We start from the raw sequence: 19,184 nt of genomic DNA on the forward strand, positions 1-19,184 counted from the left end.
ATTTCCCCGTTTTATTGGCAGTGAGGTCGCACCGAAAACGCACTGTCTCTTGGGTAGAAATCCTGGGGTATTGCGATGGCCAGTTCAACTGACTCCGTGAAGGACATCTTTGGCAACGCGCGGGAGATCCCGGATCGTGATCAGCGCAAGCGATACCTGGATGAGGCGTGTGCCGGGGATGAGTCGCTCCGTGCCGAGGTAGACCGACTGCTGGACGCACTCGACTCGGCTGGCGACTTTCTCGGAGGCAGCTACAGCCCGGCAACCGCACAGCTGCCGATTTCGGAACGGCCCGGCGACACCATTGGGCCTTACAAGTTGCTGCAGCAGATCGGCGAAGGGGGCATGGGCGCCGTCTACATGGCCGAGCAGACCGAGCCGATCGAGCGACGCGTTGCGCTCAAGATCATCAAACCGGGCATGGACACCCGACAGGTGATCGCCCGCTTTGAAGCGGAGCGGCAAGCGCTGGCGATGATGGACCACCCTAACATCGCCCGCGTATTGGACGCTGGTGTGACGGACACCGGCCGGCCCTATTTTGTAATGGAGTTGGTCAAAGGAATGCCGATCACGGAATACTGCGACCTGCACCACCTGACGCCCCGCGAACGACTCGAGTTATTCGTTCCGGTCTGCCAGGCCATCCAGCACGCCCATCAAAAGGGAATCATCCACCGCGACATCAAACCATCGAATGTGCTGGTGGCTCACTACGATGACCAGCCAATACCCAAAATCATCGACTTTGGCGTCGCGAAAGCAATCGACCATCGGCTGACAGAGAAGACCCTGTTTACCGAGTTTGGGCAGGTGCTGGGGACGATCGAGTACATGAGTCCCGAACAGGCTCGGCTCAATCAGTGGGACGTCGACACGCGTACCGACATTTACTCGCTCGGAGTGCTGCTTTACGAATTGCTGATCGGCGAGACGCCCTTCGACCGCGAGCGGCTCCGCAGCGCAGCATTCGACGACCTGTTGCGGATCATCCGGGAGGAGGAACCACCAAGGCCAAGTGACCGAGTGAGCGCAAGCCACTCCCTGCCAACCATCGCAGCCAATCGCCAACTGGAGCCTCGGAAGTTGACCGAGCTGATGCATGGCGAGCTCGACTGGATCGTGATGAAGGCGCTCGAGAAGGATCGCTCGCGCCGCTACGACACCGCTAGCAAGTTTGCCGAAGATGCTCAGCACTACCTGCACAACGAGCCGGTGGAAGCCTGCCCCCCTTCGGCCAGCTATCGCTTCCGCAAATTCGCGCGACGCAACAAGGCGGTCCTCGCCACCACGATGGCCATCGCCGCTTCGTTGATCTTGGGAATTGTTGGTACTAGTTGGCAAGCAATCGAGCGCGGTCACGAGGCCGAGCGAGCCAGGGCAGCCGAACACCTGGCGCGCGAGGAAGCCAAGCGAGCCGACGCCGAAGCAAAGAAGGCGAAGCAGGAACGCGATCGCGCCATGCAAGCGGAGCAAATTGCGGACGACCAGCGAGCGATGGCGGAGAGACAACGGGCAGTTGCAGAGACCCAACGGGCGGCTGCGGAAGCCTCCGCAAAAACGTCGCAAGCAGCTGTCGATTACTTAGTTGAGATGCTGGGATCGTTCTCCATTGCAAAGCGAGGCAGAGCGCCGACCATCGACGACGTGCTTACCGATCTCGAAGCGGGAATCGACGATCGCTTCGCCGACGAGCCGCTCACGAAGAGTGTCATTCAAACGGTCTTGGGAACCGTCTATGCCCACCGCGGGCAGACTGAACTGGCACGGTCGATGCTCGAGAGCGCGTGGGAGATACGTCGGCAGCTACTAGGAGACGCCGACGAGACCGTACAAAGCGGTATCCTGCTCACCAGCCTACCTCCAGGAGATGATGGCCTGGCCCTAGCCGAAGAGGTGCTCGCAATGTCGATCCGCGTGCATCGTCCTTCGCACCCGGCAACCTGGGCATGCCGGAGTACCCTGGCCAGACAGTACGCCTATTCCGGCGACAATGAACGCGCGCTGGATATGTACCAGCAGGTGTTGCGTGACCGCCAAGGGTATTTTGGCGAGAACTCCCCTGAAACCAGGGCGACTCAAAAGAACATTGGAATTGTCCTGCTCCGACTGGACAGGTCTGACGATGCTCTAAAGGTATTTAACGACGTTCTTCAGCTGCGGGGGCCAGGCGGCCAGGAGCGGGCCGGCTATGCCGATACGCTGTATGACATCGCCAAGTGCCATATCGCGCTAGGGCAGACGGAAAAGGCGGAATCCATCCTGCTGGAGGTAATCGAGCGGCGTCGCAAGCTCTTTGGCCCGGGGCATCGCCATGTCGTCCCGCCGGTACGACGCCTGGCCCACTTGTATGTCGAAAACAACAGGCGCGCGGACGCCATCGCTCAACTGAAGAAAGCACTGGAACTCACCAAGAATGCAGTCGGCGCCGACGACCACTACACGGTGCAACTAATGTACGATCTCGGTCTCTGCCATTTGGACGGAGACAACTACGAAGCCGCCATTCCACCCCTGCGCGCGGCCAAGAACAGCCCGCAATTCCTCCGCGCGATTGGAAGTCCCCTCACGCCGATTGGATCGACCGAGGTTGCCTCGCAAACCACGCTGCGACACCAGGCGTATGAAGCCTACTTGCAACTCGCCATTTACAGTTTTGAAAACGACGAGTGGGCAACCGCTGGCGAGCTTCTCGGAGGCCTTACTTGGTTGACGGACGAGCCCAAAGAAAAGGTGGAAACCGAGCTCTACCGGTCGATGTCGCTGTGGCACGCAGGAAAGCACCAAGCCGCCCTGCAGTCGTATGCCGACGTGACGAACTGGATGAAGGACCAGGACTTCGACCAGGTGGAGTTATCGCAACTCCGCTCCCAAGCATCTCAGCTACTTAATGTCGAGGCGGCCACCGAGGGCACCTCGAATGATGAAGAACCGTAAGCGACTCTTCCAGAAACTCCGGCCGGTGAGCCTGTAGCTTGGGCCGCACCTCACCAGCCGGCGCCGGATGCCCCGCGCACGGCCTGCGCGCGTCAGGGCTTTGGCTCTTTCATTGTACCGCGGGCCACATGAAAGGTGAATCTGATGAGAATGGCAATTCTCTCGGCTGCGGTCTTGCTTTGCCACGCCGGCAAAATGCCATCGGCAACGGCCCACACTTTCGTAGGCCTCGGCGACTTGCCAGGCGGCAGCTTCGTAAGCGAAGCACAAAACCTATCCGCCGATGGGCGCTTCGTTACGGGCCGCAGCGTGATGGCAGGCATGTATACCAATGAAGCCTTCCTCTGGAGCGCGGAGACCGGAATGCTGGGCCTCGGCGCCCCGCTGGGTGGCGACAATAGCCGCGGCTTTGCCGTATCGAACGACGGCAACACGGTCGTCGGAACCTTCGATCACCCTTCGATCCTCTATCCGCAAGTCTTTCGCTGGAACCGAAGGGGGGGCATAACCTGGTTCAATCCGTTTCCCGTTGATGCGAATGACCGCCCTGCCCATCGAAACGTTCGAGACATGTCTGCCGATGGTAACGTGGTCGTTGGCCAATATCGCAACTCCCTGTTAGCCCTTGTCGGTTATCAATGGTCGAACGACGACCTGACCGAAGTGGAGTTCGGCTTTGCTTCGGCCGTCTCTGCGGATGGAAGCGTCGTAGTGGGACAAGCAGAACTTCCCACGACCATCCTCGAGGCATTTCGCTGGACTGTTGAAGACGAAGTCAATGGATTAGGTTTTTTATCTGGGGGAGAAATGCAAAGTGAAGCAATGGGAGTGTCTGCAAATGGACAGGTCATTGTGGGAAGGAGCGGGAGCTCCATCGGGACACAAGCCTTTCGTTGGACCGAAGAGGACGGCATGGTCGGCCTGGGGGGGCTCAGCGGTGGCACCTTTAGCATTGCTGAGGATGCCAATTTCAATGGTAGTATCATTGTAGGCAGAGCTGGAAGCTCGACCTTCTTCGACCCCTTCATCTGGGACGAAACTCACGGGATGCGAAATCTGGAGTCGCTACTGCGAGACGAATACGGCCTGGCCGACGTACTCGCAGGGTGGGACCTGCAAGTAGCAACCGCCATCTCCGACAACGGCCGTGTGATTATCGGCAACGGCATCAATCCAGACGGTTATGTCGAAGCTTGGCGGGTCGAGCTCGTCCCGGAGCCAAGTTCGCTAGCTCTGGGAGCACTGGCTCTTGCCGCGTTCGCCTGCCGGCAGCGATTCCGGTGACTGCCTGCCGGCGACGCAAATAGGTCGTCAGCGGGCCCCGCCTCGGGCTATAATCGCCCTCATGGCTGATGTGACCCATATCTTGTCGCAGATCGAGTCGGGCGATCCTTCTGCGGCGGAGCAGTTGCTGCCGCTGGTGTATCAAGAGTTGCGGGAATTGGCAGCCGCTAAGATCGCGCACGAAAAGCCCGGTCATACACTTGAGGCCACAGCCCTGGTGCATGAGGCCTATCTGCGCATGGTCGATTCGGACAAAGTGCGCAGTTGGAATGGTCGCCAGCACTTTCTTGCCGTGGCCGCCATCGCCATGCGGCGCATTCTCATCGAGTGGGCTCGCAAAAAAGCGGCGACCAAGCGGGGCGGCGACCGACACAAGGTCGACTTGGACGACGTGGAATTGATGAGCAGTGCCCGCCCCGACACAATCCTGGCGATTGACGAAGCACTTGAACAGCTGTCGGCCCGAGCCCCGGAATCCGCCCGGGTTGCGGAACTGCGCCTGTTCGCCGGCTTATCCTTGCAAGAAGTGGCCGAGGCACTTAACACCAGTACCGCAACAGCCCATCGACATTGGGTTTACGCGCGCGCTTCTCTCCATGACTTCTTGACATCCTGATCGCTCCCCCCGCTGGTGGCGGGCGGCGTCAGTTAGAACACGGACGTTTCGCCAGAAAATTCTCCCTCTGTGAGAAAATGCCGACCCGAATGCGCTTATCCTTACAGAGACCTCTTCCACCGGTCTCATGAGGGGAGCCATGAGCGCAGACACTACCAGCGAAAGAACCATCTTCCTCGAAGCTCTCGAGTCCGTACCGAAAGACCGTTGGGATGAGTATATCGACCAGAGGTGCGCAGGCGATCCGGAGCTTCGAGGTCGTGTGGCTCGATTGCTGGAAGCGCATCGCAGCCTGGGCGACTTCGAAGAAAGGTCTGTCGCCACCCCGACCAACGCCGCGCCAGATCTCCTTGGCGTTCAGATCGGCTCTTACAAGCTGCTCGAGCAGATCGGCGAAGGGGGCATGGGTGTCGTGTACGTCGCCGAGCAGACCCAGCCTGTTCGACGCAAAGTGGCGCTGAAAATCATCAAGCCTGGCATGGCCAGCCAGGATGTGATTGCCCGGTTCGAAGCCGAACGACAAGCGCTCGCCATCATGGACCACCCCAATATCGCTCGGGTCTTCGACGGTGGCACCACCGACATGGGCCATCCGTATTTTGTCATGGAACTGGTCCAAGGACCACCGATCACCGAATACTGCGACCAATACAAACTCGGCAGCAACGAGCGACTGGAGCTCTTCGAGCAGGTCTGCCGCGCGGTGCAGCATGCCCACCAGAAGGGAGTGATCCATCGAGACCTGAAACCATCCAATGTACTCGTCCCACGGATCGACGGCCGTGCGGTGCCCATGGTGATCGACTTTGGTGTTGCCAAGGCGATCGGCCAGTCGCTCACCGACGCTACCGTCTACACGCGGTTCTTCCAGATGGTGGGCACACCGCTGTACATGAGTCCTGAACAAGCTGAGTTGGGTATTGTGGATATCGACACGCGTAGCGATGTCTATTCACTGGGCGTCATGCTGTACGAAATGCTTACCGGCTGCACACCCTTCGACCACGAACAACTGAAGCAAGCCGGATTCGACGAAATGCGGCGCATCATTCGCGAAGACGACCCTCCCCGCCCCAGTGCACGCGTCAGCACCCTGGCGGCGCAAGATCTGTCGACCGTGGCCAACAATCGACACGCCGACGCCCGCCACCTCGGCGCATCGCTGAAAGGCGAGTTGGATTGGATCGTGATGAAGGCTCTCGAGAAGAACCGGGCCAGGCGATACGAGTCGCCCAGCGCACTGGCGGACGATCTGAAACGCTACCAAGTGGGCGATCAGGTGGCGGCGTGTCCGCCAACCCTACGTTATCGAATTCGGAAGTTTGCCCGCCGCAATCGAGCGCTGATGGTATCTGCCTGCTCGATACTGGTGGCTCTCGTTGCTGGCCTGCTGGTCGCCACGGCGGGAATGCTGCATGCCATCGATCAACGTGAGCGTGCCCAGGAGTCGGAAAGAATCGCAGAACAGGGACTCGCGCAAGTTACCGAGGAGCAACAAAAACAACAGGCTCTTATCGATCTGTTCTACGACATCTACCCGCGAGACTTCGGCTTGAAATCGCGCGGACTGGGTCACACGGTTTACGAATCCATCGAACAGGTTTCCCGAGAGGTCGACGCGGATCGATTCAAGGACTACCCGAGTGTCGAAATCGAGGTTCGCCAAGTCTTCGCGGAAACCTACACCTCTGCTGGCGAATTCGATAAAGCGCGCAATCATCTTTATCGTGCGCTCGAATTGGCGCAAAACCTGTACGTTGAACCAAGTGAAGTGGTAGCAGGAATCCACGCATCTATCGCCGACGAGATCGGATGGAATCAATCCATGCTGCCCGCAGATGTCGAACGAACGGCCAGGCATGCCAGGAAGGCTATCGAAATCTACAACGAGCTGGGCATCGACGAACCGAAACCCTGGTTTGCCCTGGCAGCAGCGCTGGCTAATCACCCTCAACACTTCGACGAAGCGGAAGCAGCCCAGCGAAAGTGCGTGGAAATCGCCGGCGAAGGCTCCATCATTCCACTGATCGACTTGGGATTCCTACTGCAGAAGTACAATGACGACCGCCTCGATGAAGCCATGTCTACCTTCGATCGAGCACTCGACAACTATCAGCGGGGCAACGTAAACAAGCCGCATATCAAGGCCAACGTCCTGGCAGCACGAGGTGGATGCTTTCGCAAGATGGGAAAACTGCCGGAAGCGAAACAGGAGTACCACGAAGCATGGAAACTTTACTCGCGCCCCAATTTGCAGGACGAGGCGTGGGGACACCGCATTGGCTACCGGCTCGCAGAACTCGAGTTCGCCGATAGCCACGTCGATCAAGCCTACTTACTGCTTGAACAAATCCATCGTTTGGCAGCGCGGCACGAGGTTGCAGAGTCGCAAGTGCAATGCCAAAGTCAGCTTGGCTGGCTTTACTTTCAGGTGGGAGACTACGAAGAAGCCGAGCGACAACTCCGCGCGGCCGTGGAAGCCGCCCGGCGGGAAACGGGGGATAGACATGCAGACTTTGGCCACGCGGCCGTGCAGCTTGCCGAGACCTACGAGATCCTGGATCGACCGACTGATGCGAGTGAGAGGTACAGGCAAGTAATGCCTCTGACCAGTGCTTTTGTCGATTTAGGGGCGGTTTTTCCGCTTGCCTATCGGGTACATGCCCGGGGGATGCTTGCCTCGTGTGGAAATGAGCCAGAGTTGCTCGACAAAGCCGAGCTTCTGGTGAACGAAGCCTACGCCAACATCCAGCGATACCATCGAGAGACGGACGAACCCTGCTTTAACCTCCTCCGGGCAAACATCCATCGCCGGCGAGGTCACCTGGAGCGTGCAATCGAAGAACTCCGGGTGGGTTTGGCGAAAGCGAAAGAGCCTCAGCCTACGATACGAGCCGAATACACATGCATACCGACGTCACGCTGCGAGCTGGAAACGACACTCGCCGATTTTCTGGTCGAGGCAGGACGGGCTGATGAAGCCAAAGCCTTTTTGGATGAAGTCATCACCATTCGCGTCAACACGGAGGAACTCGGTCCCCACCACATTCAAACGACCTTAGCCCGCTTGAGATATGGAGAGTTTCTGCTCGAGCGCAAAGAGTATCCGATGGCCAAGCAGCAACTGGTTGCTGCCCTTGAGTCGCTTCCCGATTCTCAACTGGTCCGCGGAGTTCGCGGACGTACTCTCGGAAACATCGCCGTTTGCTGCGATGCGTTGAACGATGCGGAGGAAGCCGATATCTGGCGATCAGAGGCGAGGACGCTGAGCCAATAAGAGACAACGGCCAACGATGGCCTTTGAATCCAACTCGGCAAGCTGCATACCCGCCAATAGAAGTTTCGACCCTATCCACCCTGATTGAAAGGACGAGTCGCATGAAAGCATCAACTTCGCTGCAAGGCCGAGTGATCTCCACCGTATTCTGTTGCACCTGCCTTATCGGCAGTGTACCAGCAATGGCGGGCCTAATCGGGACAACCGCCATCCTTGATCCCTACTATCAAGAGACACCGGAAGGCGAGATATGGCGTTTGGACGAGCCGCTGACCGCTGTGGTGACCGAAGAGATTGAATTTCCCTGTCTAAATTGCCTGGTTGATGGCTTCGTCGAAGCATCCATTGACGTTGGGGATGACTACTTTGAGTCGGTTTTTGCTGGAAGGGCAAGGGTTGGCCCAGGATACAAAAATTTCCTTGAACTTAGCTTTGAAGCTTCTCCCCCAATTGAGATCCTGTCGGCTGAGCTCGACCCAGTCACCACACTTGATGTGTCGCCAAGCAACATCTCGATCGCTGGCAATAAACTGATCATCGATGTCAGCCATGGTCCGTTGTACGATCCAGGAACCATTCTGCGGATCAATCTATCGACACAAACCGTTCCGGAACCATCGGCACTACTGCTGATCGCCGTCATCACCCCCTTCTGCACGTACGGTTTTTACCGACGGAACAGAAGGTGACCAGCGGTCGACACAAATTCAACAGGTCGCTGAATGCAATTCGCTCTAAGCTACGCGCTTTCGCGGTACTGCAGGTGGAACAACCGACGGTAAACATCGCACCGCGATAGCAGCAGCTCGTGGCTGCCGGCGTCGAGGATTTGTCCTTTGTCCATCACCACCACGCGATCGGCCAGCGAAATGGTGCTCATGCGGTGCGTGATGATCAGCGTGGTGCGGTTGCGCGTGAAGTCGGCCAGCACCTGGTGGATGAGCTGTTCGCTCTCCATATCGATCTGGCTGGTCGCTTCGTCCAGGATCAGGATCTCTGGATCACGCAGGATGGCTCGCGCCAGGGCGATGCGCTGCCGCTGGCCGCCGCTCAGACGGTTGCCGCCGGGGCCGACGATGGTGTTGTAGCCGTCGGTCAGCTTCTCGGTGATAAACTGATGGGCGTGTGCCTTGCGGGCGGCAGCTTCGATTTCGTGCTGCGGCACGTTGCCGGCGCCGTAGGCGATGTTCTCGGCAATCGACGCGTTGAACAGCAGTGTCTCCTGCGAGACCATACCGATCCGCGAACGAAGATCGCGGAGCCGCACGTCGGCCACGTTCACGCCATCGATGGTAACGCGCCCCGCGGCGGGATCGTAGAACCGCGGCACCAGCGACAACAATGTCGACTTGCCACAACCGTTGGTGCCGACAATGGCGATGGTCTCGCCCGCCTCGACTTCCAGGTCGACGTCCACCAGCACGGGCCGGTCTTCGTGGTAGCCGAAGTGGATGTGTTCGAAGCACAGCGATTTGGTGAGCTTGGGCAGCGGCTTGGGCTGGGGGGGATCTTTGATCGCCGGTGCGGTGTCGAGCACCTGGTACACGCGGTCGCTGGCCGCGGCCGCCTGCTGCAGGTCGTTGAACACATTGCTCAGCCGCCGCGCGGGGTCGCTCATGCCCACCAGCATGGCAAAGAACATGCTCATCGCGCCGTGCGTCAGCGGGCGATCGCTAATCGGGATGCCGAACAAGTCGGTATGCCCGCCCAGCACCAGGTAGCCACCCGCCAGGGCGGCCATCAGCACCATGGCGATGCCGAGCGTCTCGGTCAGCGGGCTGACCAGCGAGTTGTACGTGGCGATGCGCATCTGACGGCGATAATACACTTTGGCCGAGCTGTCGAACTTCTCGCGTTCGGCGTTCTCCATGGTGAACGCTTTGATCAGCTTCATGCCGGTAAGCGTCTCGGTAAGCGTTTCGTAAATGCTCGAAAGCTCTTCCATCGCCCGGCGGTTGGCCCGCTTGAGCGACTTGGCGAGGAGCGAGATCAGATAACCGGCCAACGGCACCACGATCATCGTCAACAGCAGCAGCCGCCAACTGATGTAGGCAGCAAACGCGAAGCAAGCCAGCATCTTGAGCGGTTCGCGGACCGCCATGCCGAACAGAGTCTGGATACCGACGCTCATGTAGTTGAGGTCGGTGGTGCACCGATTCATCAAGTCGCCCCGCCCCTGATGGCTGTAGGCCGACATATCGAGTTGCAACAGATGGTCGTAGAACTGCTTGCGGAGCGCCAAGCCCACGCGATTACCGAGTCGCGAGATGAGTACCTGATTGATCACGCGAAAGATACTCTTCACCACGGTGCTGAGCATCACGGCGGCGGCCACGACGATGAGCGTTTGGTACGCCGTGTCGGGCAGCCAGCGATGGGCGATGGGCGAGACCTGCTCGAACGTCTTGGCCCGATTGGCATTGAGCTTCAAGTGAAACTGGGTGCCTTGAATCTCGACGCGATTGGCTTCGGGGTCGGCCCCAAGCTGTTCGAGCTTGACCTTGGCCTGGGCCACTTCCTCGCGGGCTTCGACCACTTGTTTGTCCACCCACTCGGGCAGCGACATGTCTTCCATGATCACGTCGACCACGGCGAACACCGCAGACAGGCTACTCGCCCAGAGCACGGCCACTACCAGCGAAGTGAGCATGCAGGCGATCACGTTGACGCGATGCGCCATCGCGATTTTCAGTACACGGCGAAAATGGGACATGAGGGGGAGGCGGGGAGTGGCGGGAAGCGGAGATGCAAGCAACGCGTGGGTAGCTTGTAGCAGACCTACACGCCGCATCCAATATCGACCGGCCGGAATTCTCCCCTGGAGCTCGCACTTGCAGGGGGAAACCGCAATGCCCCGCCTGCGTTGCACGCTGGCACCACGCCATGCGTGCTAGCATCCGGTCGCTACCGGGGACGCAGGAACTTTTGCCACAGACTCACCACAATCAGCACGAACCCCGGCGCGATGAGGGTGAAGATGACAAAGAAGGCCCGTTGGTCGCCACCGCGACGCAAACCCCCCAAGGCTGCGGCGGCCACGGCCAGCAGAGTCATGAGCAACACCAGCAGTCCGATGCCAAAGCGGGGTCCGCGAAATCGAGGGGGTTGTTGGTCCATGGGAAGTCAAAGGGAGTGCGTGTTTCGAGCCAACCCTCGACTTCCGTCAGGGGCCGAGGGCGATTTGTTGGATTCTACCAATTGTACCGCCGATACCAGTGGTACGGAAAACATGGGCGCGCGATCCACTTGCAGTACGCGCTCTTTTCGCTTCAAGGGGGGAAAACTCGATGACTCGCATTTTAGCTGCGGTGCTGCTGTGCGCCGCTAGCAGCGTTGGCTGCTCAGCCGTTAGTGGTCTCAATGCCAGGGGACCCATTCCATCGCAACAAGCGATGAATCAATCTGCTCCGCGGCCTGCCATTCAGCGGGCGGCCTACGACCAGCCTAGCATGGGCCTGTCGGACATGGAGTGCAACTGCCCCGGTTTTGAGGGGGGATGTGGCGAAGGCATGTGTGGCTGCGGCGACGGTGTCGTCGACGGCATGGTTAGCTGTGCCCTCGATTGTCACGGTGCTGGCTGCGGCGATGCTTGCGGTGGCTACCAAGGTGGCTGCTACGGTGGCGGTTGCCAGGGCGGTATGGGTGCTTGCATGTGTGGTGGCCAAGGACGTTGTGGTGCCTGCTGCCGCAAGATTCGAGCCATCCTGGCTGCTGGTTGCGTGTGCGGCGGACAGGGCCAGTGCCCCTGCTGCCAGCATGTAAAGACGATGATCGGTGGCCCCATCATGGGTGGCACCGACGCGATCTACAACTTCAATCCGGGTCCGCCCGCTGCCCAGACCGCCTATCCGTACTACACGACCCGCGGTCCGCGCGACTTTTTCCTCGACAATCCGCCGTCGATCGGCCCCTATTAATCGAGGGTTGAACATAGATGGGCTCGCTGCGAGTCACGACCATTGCAACTGAGGTTGCGTCGATCCTGACCGTCCAGTAAAAGCCGCCCATCGCGTGAACGGAATCACGCTTAAGGCCGCACCACGGCGAGAAGGATCTCGCTGGTGCGGCCTTTTTTTATTGGGTCCCTGCCCCCGGCCGCACTCCCTGCGGCACTACGGCGACCACATCAATATCGATAACGGCAACAGCACCGCCGCAGCTATCAGCAACACGGGTAGCAGCACCGTGGCCGCGCCCTGTCGACCCGCAAACTGATGGGCTTCGGCCACCGTGGCACTAAGCACCACCAGCTGCCATATCCCGCAAACTACCATGATCAATCCGATGGCGAGCAACATGCCCAGCATGGCCAGTTCGCCCGGGTTGTGTTCGACGTACCAGTAAACCAGCACCCCGCACACGTTCAGCGGCAGGCACCACACGGAGATGACATTCGCGTAGGCGATGGCCGTGCGCAGCTCGAAACTCCGCCCTACGCCGCCCGACAATCGCCCCAGGCCGGTGAAAATCCAGCCGACGATGAACAACGCCACCAGCGAAACGCCCGCACCGATCAGCGCCACCACAGCCCCCAGGCGCATCAGTTCCCCAAGGTCCGGTGTGTTGGCCAAAGGTTCGACGCTGTTCACCAAACCGTTGGAGACACCAGCCAGGACGGTGATCAGCAGCACGTAACGCTTGGGGTCGGTGTCCAGTACCTGCCGCACCGTGAGGCGTGGCTTGGTCCAGATCGAGGTCCATGGCGTAAGCGGAATTTCGGGAATATCGGTTCTGGAAACGCAGCCAGGGCTGGCTTGGTCCGTTGCCACAGGCGAGGCGAATGGATTGTTCGCGGCCAATTCGTCCCGGGGCGTGGTTCGGCGCTGCTGGGGGAAGTCGTCAGACATGTCAGCGATCTGCGGCCTTTCCTGTTATCGCAGGGCCATCACAAACATGGCCACCAACACGCCGACAACGAAGGCAAACGCCATGATCACGCCTATCATGAGCAGTACGGTGAGCAACAGCGTACCGAGCCCACGCCAGCTTGAGTACTGATGAGCTTCCCCCAACGCATGGCAACTAAGTACCTGCATCCAAAGACCAATAATCATGGCAAGTACCATGATGGCGAACATCCATGGTGGCATCAACGAAAAGGCGGCCCAGGGATTCATTGGCGGTTGACCTTGGCGGGGCATTCCACCAGGGACCGCATCAGGACCGACGACCAAATAGTAGAGGCCAATCATCAGGTACAATGGGCCCATCCAGATTCCGGGGATACAGCACCACGCCAAGGCGCAGCGGCACTCCAGCGCATTGGCGACTCCCCCCAGGATTCTGCCGGCCATTCCCGAGAGCCATCCCAGGAGGAAAATCCAGATCATGCCGATCACTGCCCCTCCTAAAATCCAGCCGAACATGGTAGCGATTCGAATCGGCAGTTCTTCACTCTGCGCGATCATTTGATTGGCCAGTTGGCTAGAGAATCCCCACAATGCCGCCACTAGCAAGACATGCTGCCGGGGATCGGTATCAAGTTGCTGCCGGACCGTCACGCGTGGCTTGGTCCACATCGAGAACCAGGGATTCAGCACCTCGGTCGACCGATTGACGTACCCCTGCTCGCGCGGCCCTACCGCCAGCGGCGAGGCGAACGGATTGTTCGTGGAAAAATCGTCTTGTGGCTTGGGAAAGCCGTGTTCGTCGGTTGGGTCGACCATCATCGGGCTCTTTGGTCAAAGGTTGATAATACGAAGCAACGGGCGCCTACTTGTGTCGCTATTGGTTGTTGGGAGGCTCAAAAGAAACCTACTCCAAAGGCACCAAGTATTCCCACCACCACAAGCACAAGGACAAGCACAGCCGCAACCACCGCCAAGGTTGCGAGCACCAGTGCGGCCAGGCCGCCCCAAGCGGAGAACTCATGGGCCTCGCCGACCGCTTTACAGCTAATCACAATCTGCCAGATCCACACCACGAGATAGACTGCAGCCAGGGCAAAGAACCAAATTGGCAGCATGCTGACGTCGAACACGTTCACACCATCTTGCACGCGTCGCAATTCGTCCATAAAAGCATCGGCACCCATAACGGCCATGGTCGTCGCGATGGCCAAGGTTAGTGGCAACATCCAAATCATGGGAATGTTGCTCCAAGCCAGGGCTGTCCTCACCGAGGCCGCGTTCGCCACCCCACCCATGGCACGCCCGGACATGCCGACGAGCCATCCGAACAGGTACAGCCAGACGACACCACCAATAGCTCCGCCGAAGATATAGCCCACCAGCGTCGCCAGTCGCTCCATCAATTCCCCCTCCATGAAGTTGGCGTCGTCGAAGGCGCCCGCGACGCCTCCCAGAATCGCCAACAACAGTACGTACTGCTGGGGATCCGTCTCCAACTGCTGGCGGACCGTCTCGCGAGGCTTGGTCCACATCGAGATCCAGGGGTTCAGCGGTTCGCCGGGGGGAGTGACGTAACCATCCGCCTCCTGGGCCGTGGGCGAGGCAAACGGATTGCTCGCGGCAAAATCGTCCTGCGGCGTGGGAAAGCCGTGTTCGTCGGGGTAGTTGGCCACGTCAGCCCCCTGGGATGTGGATCAAATCACTCCCAGATTAATCGCTGGCAGAACGTACAACCACCCCGACCTCGGACATGGGGGAGCAAATTCGAGAGTCTACACGGCCGTGGCAATTAGCGTGATGTTCTGTCCGCCGAAGCCGAAGCTATTGGACAGCGCCGTCTTGATCGGCATCTCCCGGGCGGTGTTCGGCACGTAGTCCAGATCGCAGTTGGGATCGGGCGTGGTGTAGTTGATCGTGGGGGGCGCGATGCCATGCTTCATGGCCATCAGGCAGATGATCAACTCCGTGGCCCCGGCGGCCGCAATCAGGTGGCCCGTCATGCTCTTGGTGCTGGAGACCGGCACCTTGTAGGCGTGGTCGCCGAACGATTGCTTCAGCGATAGCGTTTCGACCTTGTCGTTCACGGTGGTGCTGGTGCCATGGGCATTCACGTAGTGAATGTCCTGCGGTGTCATGCCCGCATCTGTCAGGGCCATTTTGATGCAGGCCGTGGCGCCGCGACCCTCGGGGTGCGTGTCGGTAATGCGGAAGGCATCGGCCGTGGTGCCGTAGCCGGCGACCTCGCCGTAGATGGTAGCGCCCCGCTTGCGGGCGTGTTCGTATTCTTCCAGCACCACCATCGCGGCCCCTTCGCCGAGCACGAATCCATCGCGCTCGAGGTCGAACGGCCGGCTGGCTGCCTCGGGATCGTCATTTCGCTCGCTGAGCGCGGTGAGCAGATTGAATCCAGTGACGCCAAACGGGTGGATCATGCTGTGCGCGCCGCCGGAGAGCATCGCGTCCACGTCGCCGCGGCGGATCATCTCGGTGGCCTCGCCGATGGCCTGGCTGCTGGCGGCGCAGGCCGTCAAGCAGTTGACGTTGGGGCCCTGGGCGTCGAACATCGCGGCCAGGTAACCGACCGGCATATTGGGCTCCTGCTCGAGCTCGAGCTGCGGATCGAGCTCGTCGAGACCTTGCCGTACAAAGATGCCCAAATCGAAATCGCCACCGGCCAGCGAAGCGACCATCATCCGGCTGAAGGCCTCGAAGTCCTGCTGGCCTTCGCCCGCACCGAGGTAAACGCCCAGCCGCTGCGGATCGACCGTGCCCGACAGGCCCGAGTCGGTCATCGCCTGCTTGGCGGCGCCCACGGCAAAGCGGGTATGGCGTCCGCGGGTGGCCCACTCCTGGGGGTCTTCGCCCACGGCGGCTACCGACCAATCGCGAACCTCGGCCGAGATCTTGGTGGGGAAGTTGCTGGCATCGAACAGCGTGGTCTTACCGACGCCACTCTTGCCTTCCATCAGGTTGGCCCACAACTCCGGCACCGTGGTTCCCAACGGCGTGACACAACCGACACCGGTGACGACGACTCGACGTTTCATGGGATTGTCCTTGAGGGAATTCGGTCCGTAGCAGGACTTGCGAGAGTTCTGATTTTGCCATCCTGCAGTCCGAAGTCTTGCGACTCCGGCTACAAAGTTCACAATAGCCTAGCCGGCCGACTTCATCGGCAAACCATAGTCGGCAGGATGCATGCGGGTGCCGTCTTTCTTCACGCCGATTTCGAAGATGCCTACGCGCAGCAGCCACTGCAACAAATCGGCGGGGTCGAACAACCGCTTGGGGATTTCCTGATCGCCGACGTCGCCGGCCTGCAGTCGGGCGAAGAAAATCTCGCCTTCGCAGCGGAGTTCATCTCCGCAATGTCCCGAAACGACAACGGACGAACCAATGTCGCGAACATTCTCGATTTCGGCCCGATAGGTGACGGAGTCGCCACCACGGGTGATGCCGTGAAAGGCCAGCTTCGAGAACTTGGCCAGGACCACCAGCTCTTTGAATTCGTACAGCTCGCTAACCAACAGCCCACCGGTCTGCGCCATGCCCTCGGCCATCAGCGTGTGGGGCATCGTGGGATAGGCGTCCCAGTGATCGTGCATGAAGGGGTCGGACAACGCCACCCCCTTGTGGCCGACAGCATGCGACGACCCCACAAACTCGGTGAATCGATCTACCCATAGCCAGCGCATGGGAACGTTTCCTTGGAGTTGTCAGCGTAGCTATGAAGGGTCAATAAAAATGACCAACGACCGCCGGGCCATTGGTCATTGTGGTAGGTCAGCGGAATTTACTTTTCCAGCTTGTACGTCACGAAGGCGCACATATCGGCAACGGTCAGTTGCTTGCCCAGGTTTTGGACCTGCGGGTCGGATTCGAACTTCGACAGATTGGCGAACGGCATCCGCTCTTTGAGCTTGGCCAGACCGTCAGCGTTTACCTTGCCGTCCTGGACATAGTCGGTGTTGGTCAGGATGTCTTCCGGGAACAGTTCGCCCCGCTCGATCTTGATGTCGAAGCTCTTCTCCAGGCGGAACACGATGTCCAAGAAGTCGATCGACTCGGCATCCAGGTCTCCCTGCAACGTCGCCTCCGGCGTCACTTCATCGTCGTCGACCCCCAGGGCGTCGACCAGCGCTTCTTGTACCTTGGCGAAGATCTCTTCTTGCGAGGGCATGGCCTCTAACTCCTCTTGGGTGAATTCAGTTCTCCGTGGCCGGCGACAAGTGGCTTGGGACACTTGGTGTCCCTGGCTTCTCAATCGCAAGTCACTCATTTCTAAACCCGCACACTGGCGGGAAGCATCTCTGGTTTGGCAATCGAACGGGCCACCTTACACAGGTAATCCCGCACACGCGCGTCGACCTCTTCCTGCATGGGATCGCTGTCGGCGAGGTTGTAACGCTCCAGCACGATTCGCCCGCTCAAGGTCGACTGGCCGTCGACCGTCCCCGCCACCTTAAAGGTGGCAAAGCGTTCGTCCTTCTTCATCTGCTCGACCGTCACTCGTAACTGACGGCCAGGCTGGACAAAGTTGGCGTACTTAATGTTCTTGGCTTCGCGAAGCACCACGATCGTGTGGGCCAGGTCGTCCGTGAATCGAAGCAGCCAGGCAGCCGCCTGCGTTGCCGCTTCGAGCATGAACACGCCCGGTAACACGGGGAACTCCGGGAAGTGGTCCTCCAAATAGTCTTCGCTATAGCTAACGTTCTTCACCCCGGTGAGTTGCTCATCGGGGGTGAAGGATTCGATGGCGTCCAGCAACCAGAACCGCATGGAAAATAGGTACCAATATTCGGGGTGGTGCGAAAACGCTGATTCTCAACTACTCAACTCACGCCGTTCCGGCCCGCCGGATTGTGCTGCCAGTCGCGTAAAACGCGAGAGGCTCGGCAGGCTGGGTAAAGCGAACTTCGGATTATACCGACTGGGCAAAATACCCACAACGGCTCTCGCCGCAGGGCGACGAGGCGGTGTGTTTCGGTAAACCGTCTCACACCAAGCATTTACAGCATTCCCGCCGGCCTGGCAACGTCAACCTTTGGAGTTGGGTAAGCGGCCTTTTGTACATTTCGACCTGATCGACTGGTCAACCTGAAGCCGACCCGCACAAACCGCCAAGGATTGCATGCCTGCACTGCTGGCGGACGGATGGCTCATCTTCGTCCTGGCGGCTCGCGGACGGCGTAGCGGTCCGGCTGCGGAGAGATAAGTGCTGGTCGCCGAGCTGCCCAAACAACCTTGACCATCAGTAGCGGGGGCCCGTATGCTCCGCCCCGCCAATCTAGGCACTTTTTCTGACCTGCTTATCTTCAAACCAACCATGAAACTCCTCCCGTTGCTCGGCCTGCTGCTGGTCTGCTCCGCCACCACTGGCGTGGTGCGCGGGGAGGAACTTCAGCAGCTGCGCGAGGGAGTGCACACGCCAAATTCCCCTGCATCCAGCTCGCCGGCGCCAAGCTCGGGTGGCAGCCGTGACACTTACGATCCGGCCGACGCCGTGCTGGATGACCTGCTCGAGGATAATCCCGCTTCCGAGTTCTTGTTGGGCGGCATCTTCATGGTCGCCGCGGCGCCCTACTGGGCCCCCTACGCCTTGCTGAACGATCCCGACCACCAGCGGTTCGGCGGCTACACGGATGCTTATGCCGAGGGTGGCTACAAAGACAGCGAGCTGTTCTGGCGGTCGACCGACTTTGTCAGCTCCGCTCGGGCGCAACTTGAATACGGCACCAACTTCGACGACATGCAAACCGTTGGTTCGCGATTGCAGATCGACCTTGCGTTGTGGCGTCTGTCGCTCGACTCCTCGTGGAACAACTATTACGAGGACATCCCTTCCGGCACCGACGAGTTGGCGCTGGGCGACTTGAACCTCGTTTTCCGGTTCGCCCAGAACGACTACATGCAGTGGCGGAGCGGCTTGGGCATCAACTGGCTGTCGGACACTCGGAGCGAGGTTGGGTTCAACTTCACTTATGGCTTCGACATTCTGCCGGTCGAGCCTTGGATCTGGTCCACCGACTTCGACCTTGGCAAGCTTGGCCATGCTCGTTTGCTTCGCGCCCGCACTACGCTGGGCGTTCATCTAGGCAAGCATTGCCGCGACGGCGAGCTGTACACCGGCTTCGAATACGTCGACATTGAGGACGCCCAAATCCCGCAAATGTTGTTCGGTTTCCGCTACTGGTGGTAGGCGGCCGGGCAGGCCGAATCG

Annotated in this window: 16 protein-coding genes; 7 read left to right on the forward strand and 9 right to left on the reverse strand. The window is 59.5% G+C overall.

The window, feature by feature from the left end:
• Positions 1–75: 75 nt before the first annotated feature.
• From NG895_RS14465 to NG895_RS14485, 5 genes are all read left to right on the forward strand, one after another.
• Positions 76–2,937: a protein kinase domain-containing protein gene (locus tag NG895_RS14465; RefSeq protein WP_252853222.1), complete on the forward strand. Its 2,862-nt coding sequence runs from the start codon at positions 76–78 to the stop codon at positions 2,935–2,937.
• 144 nt (positions 2,938–3,081) lie between these two features.
• Positions 3,082–4,221, forward strand: coding sequence for a PEP-CTERM sorting domain-containing protein (locus NG895_RS14470; RefSeq protein WP_252853223.1), 1,140 nt, complete (start codon positions 3,082–3,084; stop codon positions 4,219–4,221).
• Between the two features lie 61 nt (positions 4,222–4,282).
• Entirely contained in the window at positions 4,283–4,837 is a 555-nt protein-coding gene (locus NG895_RS14475) for an ECF-type sigma factor (protein ID WP_252853224.1), read from the forward strand.
• A 139-nt stretch (positions 4,838–4,976) separates the two neighbouring features.
• Complete coding sequence (locus tag NG895_RS14480; RefSeq protein WP_252853225.1) at positions 4,977–8,114, forward strand: serine/threonine-protein kinase; 3,138 nt, start codon at positions 4,977–4,979, stop codon at positions 8,112–8,114.
• Positions 8,115–8,215: 101 nt separating this feature from the next.
• Positions 8,216–8,803 carry a hypothetical protein gene (locus NG895_RS14485; RefSeq protein WP_252853226.1) on the forward strand — a complete coding sequence of 196 codons (588 nt, stop codon included), beginning with the start codon at positions 8,216–8,218 and terminating at the stop codon, positions 8,801–8,803.
• A gap of 50 nt (positions 8,804–8,853) precedes the next feature.
• On the opposite strand, the gene NG895_RS14490 is transcribed toward NG895_RS14485, so the two are convergent.
• Together NG895_RS14490 and NG895_RS14495 are read right to left on the reverse strand one after the other, a co-directional pair.
• Positions 8,854–10,827, reverse strand: coding sequence for an ABC transporter ATP-binding protein (locus tag NG895_RS14490; RefSeq protein WP_252853227.1), 1,974 nt, complete (start codon positions 10,825–10,827; stop codon positions 8,854–8,856).
• Between the two features lie 191 nt (positions 10,828–11,018).
• Positions 11,019–11,231 carry a hypothetical protein gene (locus NG895_RS14495; protein WP_252853228.1) on the reverse strand — a complete coding sequence of 71 codons (213 nt, stop codon included), beginning with the start codon at positions 11,229–11,231 and terminating at the stop codon, positions 11,019–11,021.
• Positions 11,232–11,401: 170 nt separating this feature from the next.
• Here NG895_RS14495 and NG895_RS14500 point away from each other — a divergent pair, with 170 nt between their 5' ends.
• Positions 11,402–12,031, forward strand: coding sequence for a hypothetical protein (locus tag NG895_RS14500; RefSeq protein ID WP_252853229.1), 630 nt, complete (start codon positions 11,402–11,404; stop codon positions 12,029–12,031).
• 195 nt (positions 12,032–12,226) lie between these two features.
• Here the strand turns inward: NG895_RS14500 and NG895_RS14505 are convergent, their stop codons facing one another.
• From NG895_RS14505 to NG895_RS14535, 7 genes are all read right to left on the reverse strand, one after another.
• Positions 12,227–12,961 (reverse strand): Yip1 family protein, encoded by a 735-nt coding sequence (locus tag NG895_RS14505; RefSeq protein WP_252853230.1) that lies wholly within the window; start codon positions 12,959–12,961, stop codon positions 12,227–12,229.
• A 24-nt stretch (positions 12,962–12,985) separates the two neighbouring features.
• Positions 12,986–13,780: a Yip1 family protein gene (locus NG895_RS14510; RefSeq protein WP_252853231.1), complete on the reverse strand. Its 795-nt coding sequence runs from the start codon at positions 13,778–13,780 to the stop codon at positions 12,986–12,988.
• 77 nt (positions 13,781–13,857) lie between these two features.
• Positions 13,858–14,637, reverse strand: a complete 780-nt coding sequence (locus NG895_RS14515; RefSeq protein ID WP_252853232.1) for a Yip1 family protein — start codon at positions 14,635–14,637, stop codon at positions 13,858–13,860.
• A gap of 99 nt (positions 14,638–14,736) precedes the next feature.
• Positions 14,737–16,011, reverse strand: a complete 1,275-nt coding sequence (locus tag NG895_RS14520; protein WP_252853233.1) for a beta-ketoacyl-[acyl-carrier-protein] synthase family protein — start codon at positions 16,009–16,011, stop codon at positions 14,737–14,739.
• A 108-nt stretch (positions 16,012–16,119) separates the two neighbouring features.
• The gene (locus NG895_RS14525; protein ID WP_252853234.1) at positions 16,120–16,659 is read right to left on the reverse strand and encodes a hotdog family protein; all 540 of its coding nucleotides are present in this window, start codon (positions 16,657–16,659) and stop codon (positions 16,120–16,122) included.
• A gap of 98 nt (positions 16,660–16,757) precedes the next feature.
• Complete coding sequence (locus tag NG895_RS14530; protein ID WP_252853235.1) at positions 16,758–17,144, reverse strand: acyl carrier protein; 387 nt, start codon at positions 17,142–17,144, stop codon at positions 16,758–16,760.
• A 101-nt stretch (positions 17,145–17,245) separates the two neighbouring features.
• Positions 17,246–17,743 (reverse strand): 3-hydroxyacyl-ACP dehydratase FabZ family protein, encoded by a 498-nt coding sequence (locus NG895_RS14535; protein ID WP_252853236.1) that lies wholly within the window; start codon positions 17,741–17,743, stop codon positions 17,246–17,248.
• A 547-nt stretch (positions 17,744–18,290) separates the two neighbouring features.
• Here NG895_RS14535 and NG895_RS14540 point away from each other — a divergent pair.
• Complete coding sequence (locus tag NG895_RS14540; RefSeq protein ID WP_252853237.1) at positions 18,291–19,163, forward strand: hypothetical protein; 873 nt, start codon at positions 18,291–18,293, stop codon at positions 19,161–19,163.
• Positions 19,164–19,184: the final 21 nt, after the last annotated feature.

Source organism: Aeoliella straminimaris, assembly GCF_024054565.1.
GTDB lineage: Bacteria > Planctomycetota > Planctomycetia > Pirellulales > Lacipirellulaceae > Aeoliella > Aeoliella straminimaris.

Bases quoted from the DNA above. Each gene is read 5' to 3' on its own strand.
- NG895_RS14490 (WP_252853227.1), bottom strand. From the start codon at position 10,827: ATGTCCCATTTTCGCCGTGTACTGAAAATCGCGATGGCGCATCGCGTC.
- NG895_RS14510 (WP_252853231.1), bottom strand. From the start codon at position 13,780: ATGGTCGACCCAACCGACGAACACGGCTTTCCCAAGCCACAAGACGAT.
- NG895_RS14530 (WP_252853235.1), bottom strand. From the start codon at position 17,144: ATGCCCTCGCAAGAAGAGATCTTCGCCAAGGTACAAGAAGCGCTGGTC.
- NG895_RS14500 (WP_252853229.1), top strand. From the start codon at position 11,402: ATGACTCGCATTTTAGCTGCGGTGCTGCTGTGCGCCGCTAGCAGCGTT.
- NG895_RS14470 (WP_252853223.1), top strand. From the start codon at position 3,082: ATGAGAATGGCAATTCTCTCGGCTGCGGTCTTGCTTTGCCACGCCGGC.
- NG895_RS14480 (WP_252853225.1), top strand. From the start codon at position 4,977: ATGAGCGCAGACACTACCAGCGAAAGAACCATCTTCCTCGAAGCTCTC.
- NG895_RS14495 (WP_252853228.1), bottom strand. From the start codon at position 11,231: ATGGACCAACAACCCCCTCGATTTCGCGGACCCCGCTTTGGCATCGGA.
- NG895_RS14535 (WP_252853236.1), bottom strand. From the start codon at position 17,743: ATGCGGTTCTGGTTGCTGGACGCCATCGAATCCTTCACCCCCGATGAG.
- NG895_RS14505 (WP_252853230.1), bottom strand. From the start codon at position 12,961: ATGTCTGACGACTTCCCCCAGCAGCGCCGAACCACGCCCCGGGACGAA.
- NG895_RS14520 (WP_252853233.1), bottom strand. From the start codon at position 16,011: ATGAAACGTCGAGTCGTCGTCACCGGTGTCGGTTGTGTCACGCCGTTG.
- NG895_RS14485 (WP_252853226.1), top strand. From the start codon at position 8,216: ATGAAAGCATCAACTTCGCTGCAAGGCCGAGTGATCTCCACCGTATTC.
- NG895_RS14525 (WP_252853234.1), bottom strand. From the start codon at position 16,659: ATGCGCTGGCTATGGGTAGATCGATTCACCGAGTTTGTGGGGTCGTCG.
- NG895_RS14475 (WP_252853224.1), top strand. From the start codon at position 4,283: ATGGCTGATGTGACCCATATCTTGTCGCAGATCGAGTCGGGCGATCCT.
- NG895_RS14465 (WP_252853222.1), top strand. From the start codon at position 76: ATGGCCAGTTCAACTGACTCCGTGAAGGACATCTTTGGCAACGCGCGG.
- NG895_RS14540 (WP_252853237.1), top strand. From the start codon at position 18,291: ATGAAACTCCTCCCGTTGCTCGGCCTGCTGCTGGTCTGCTCCGCCACC.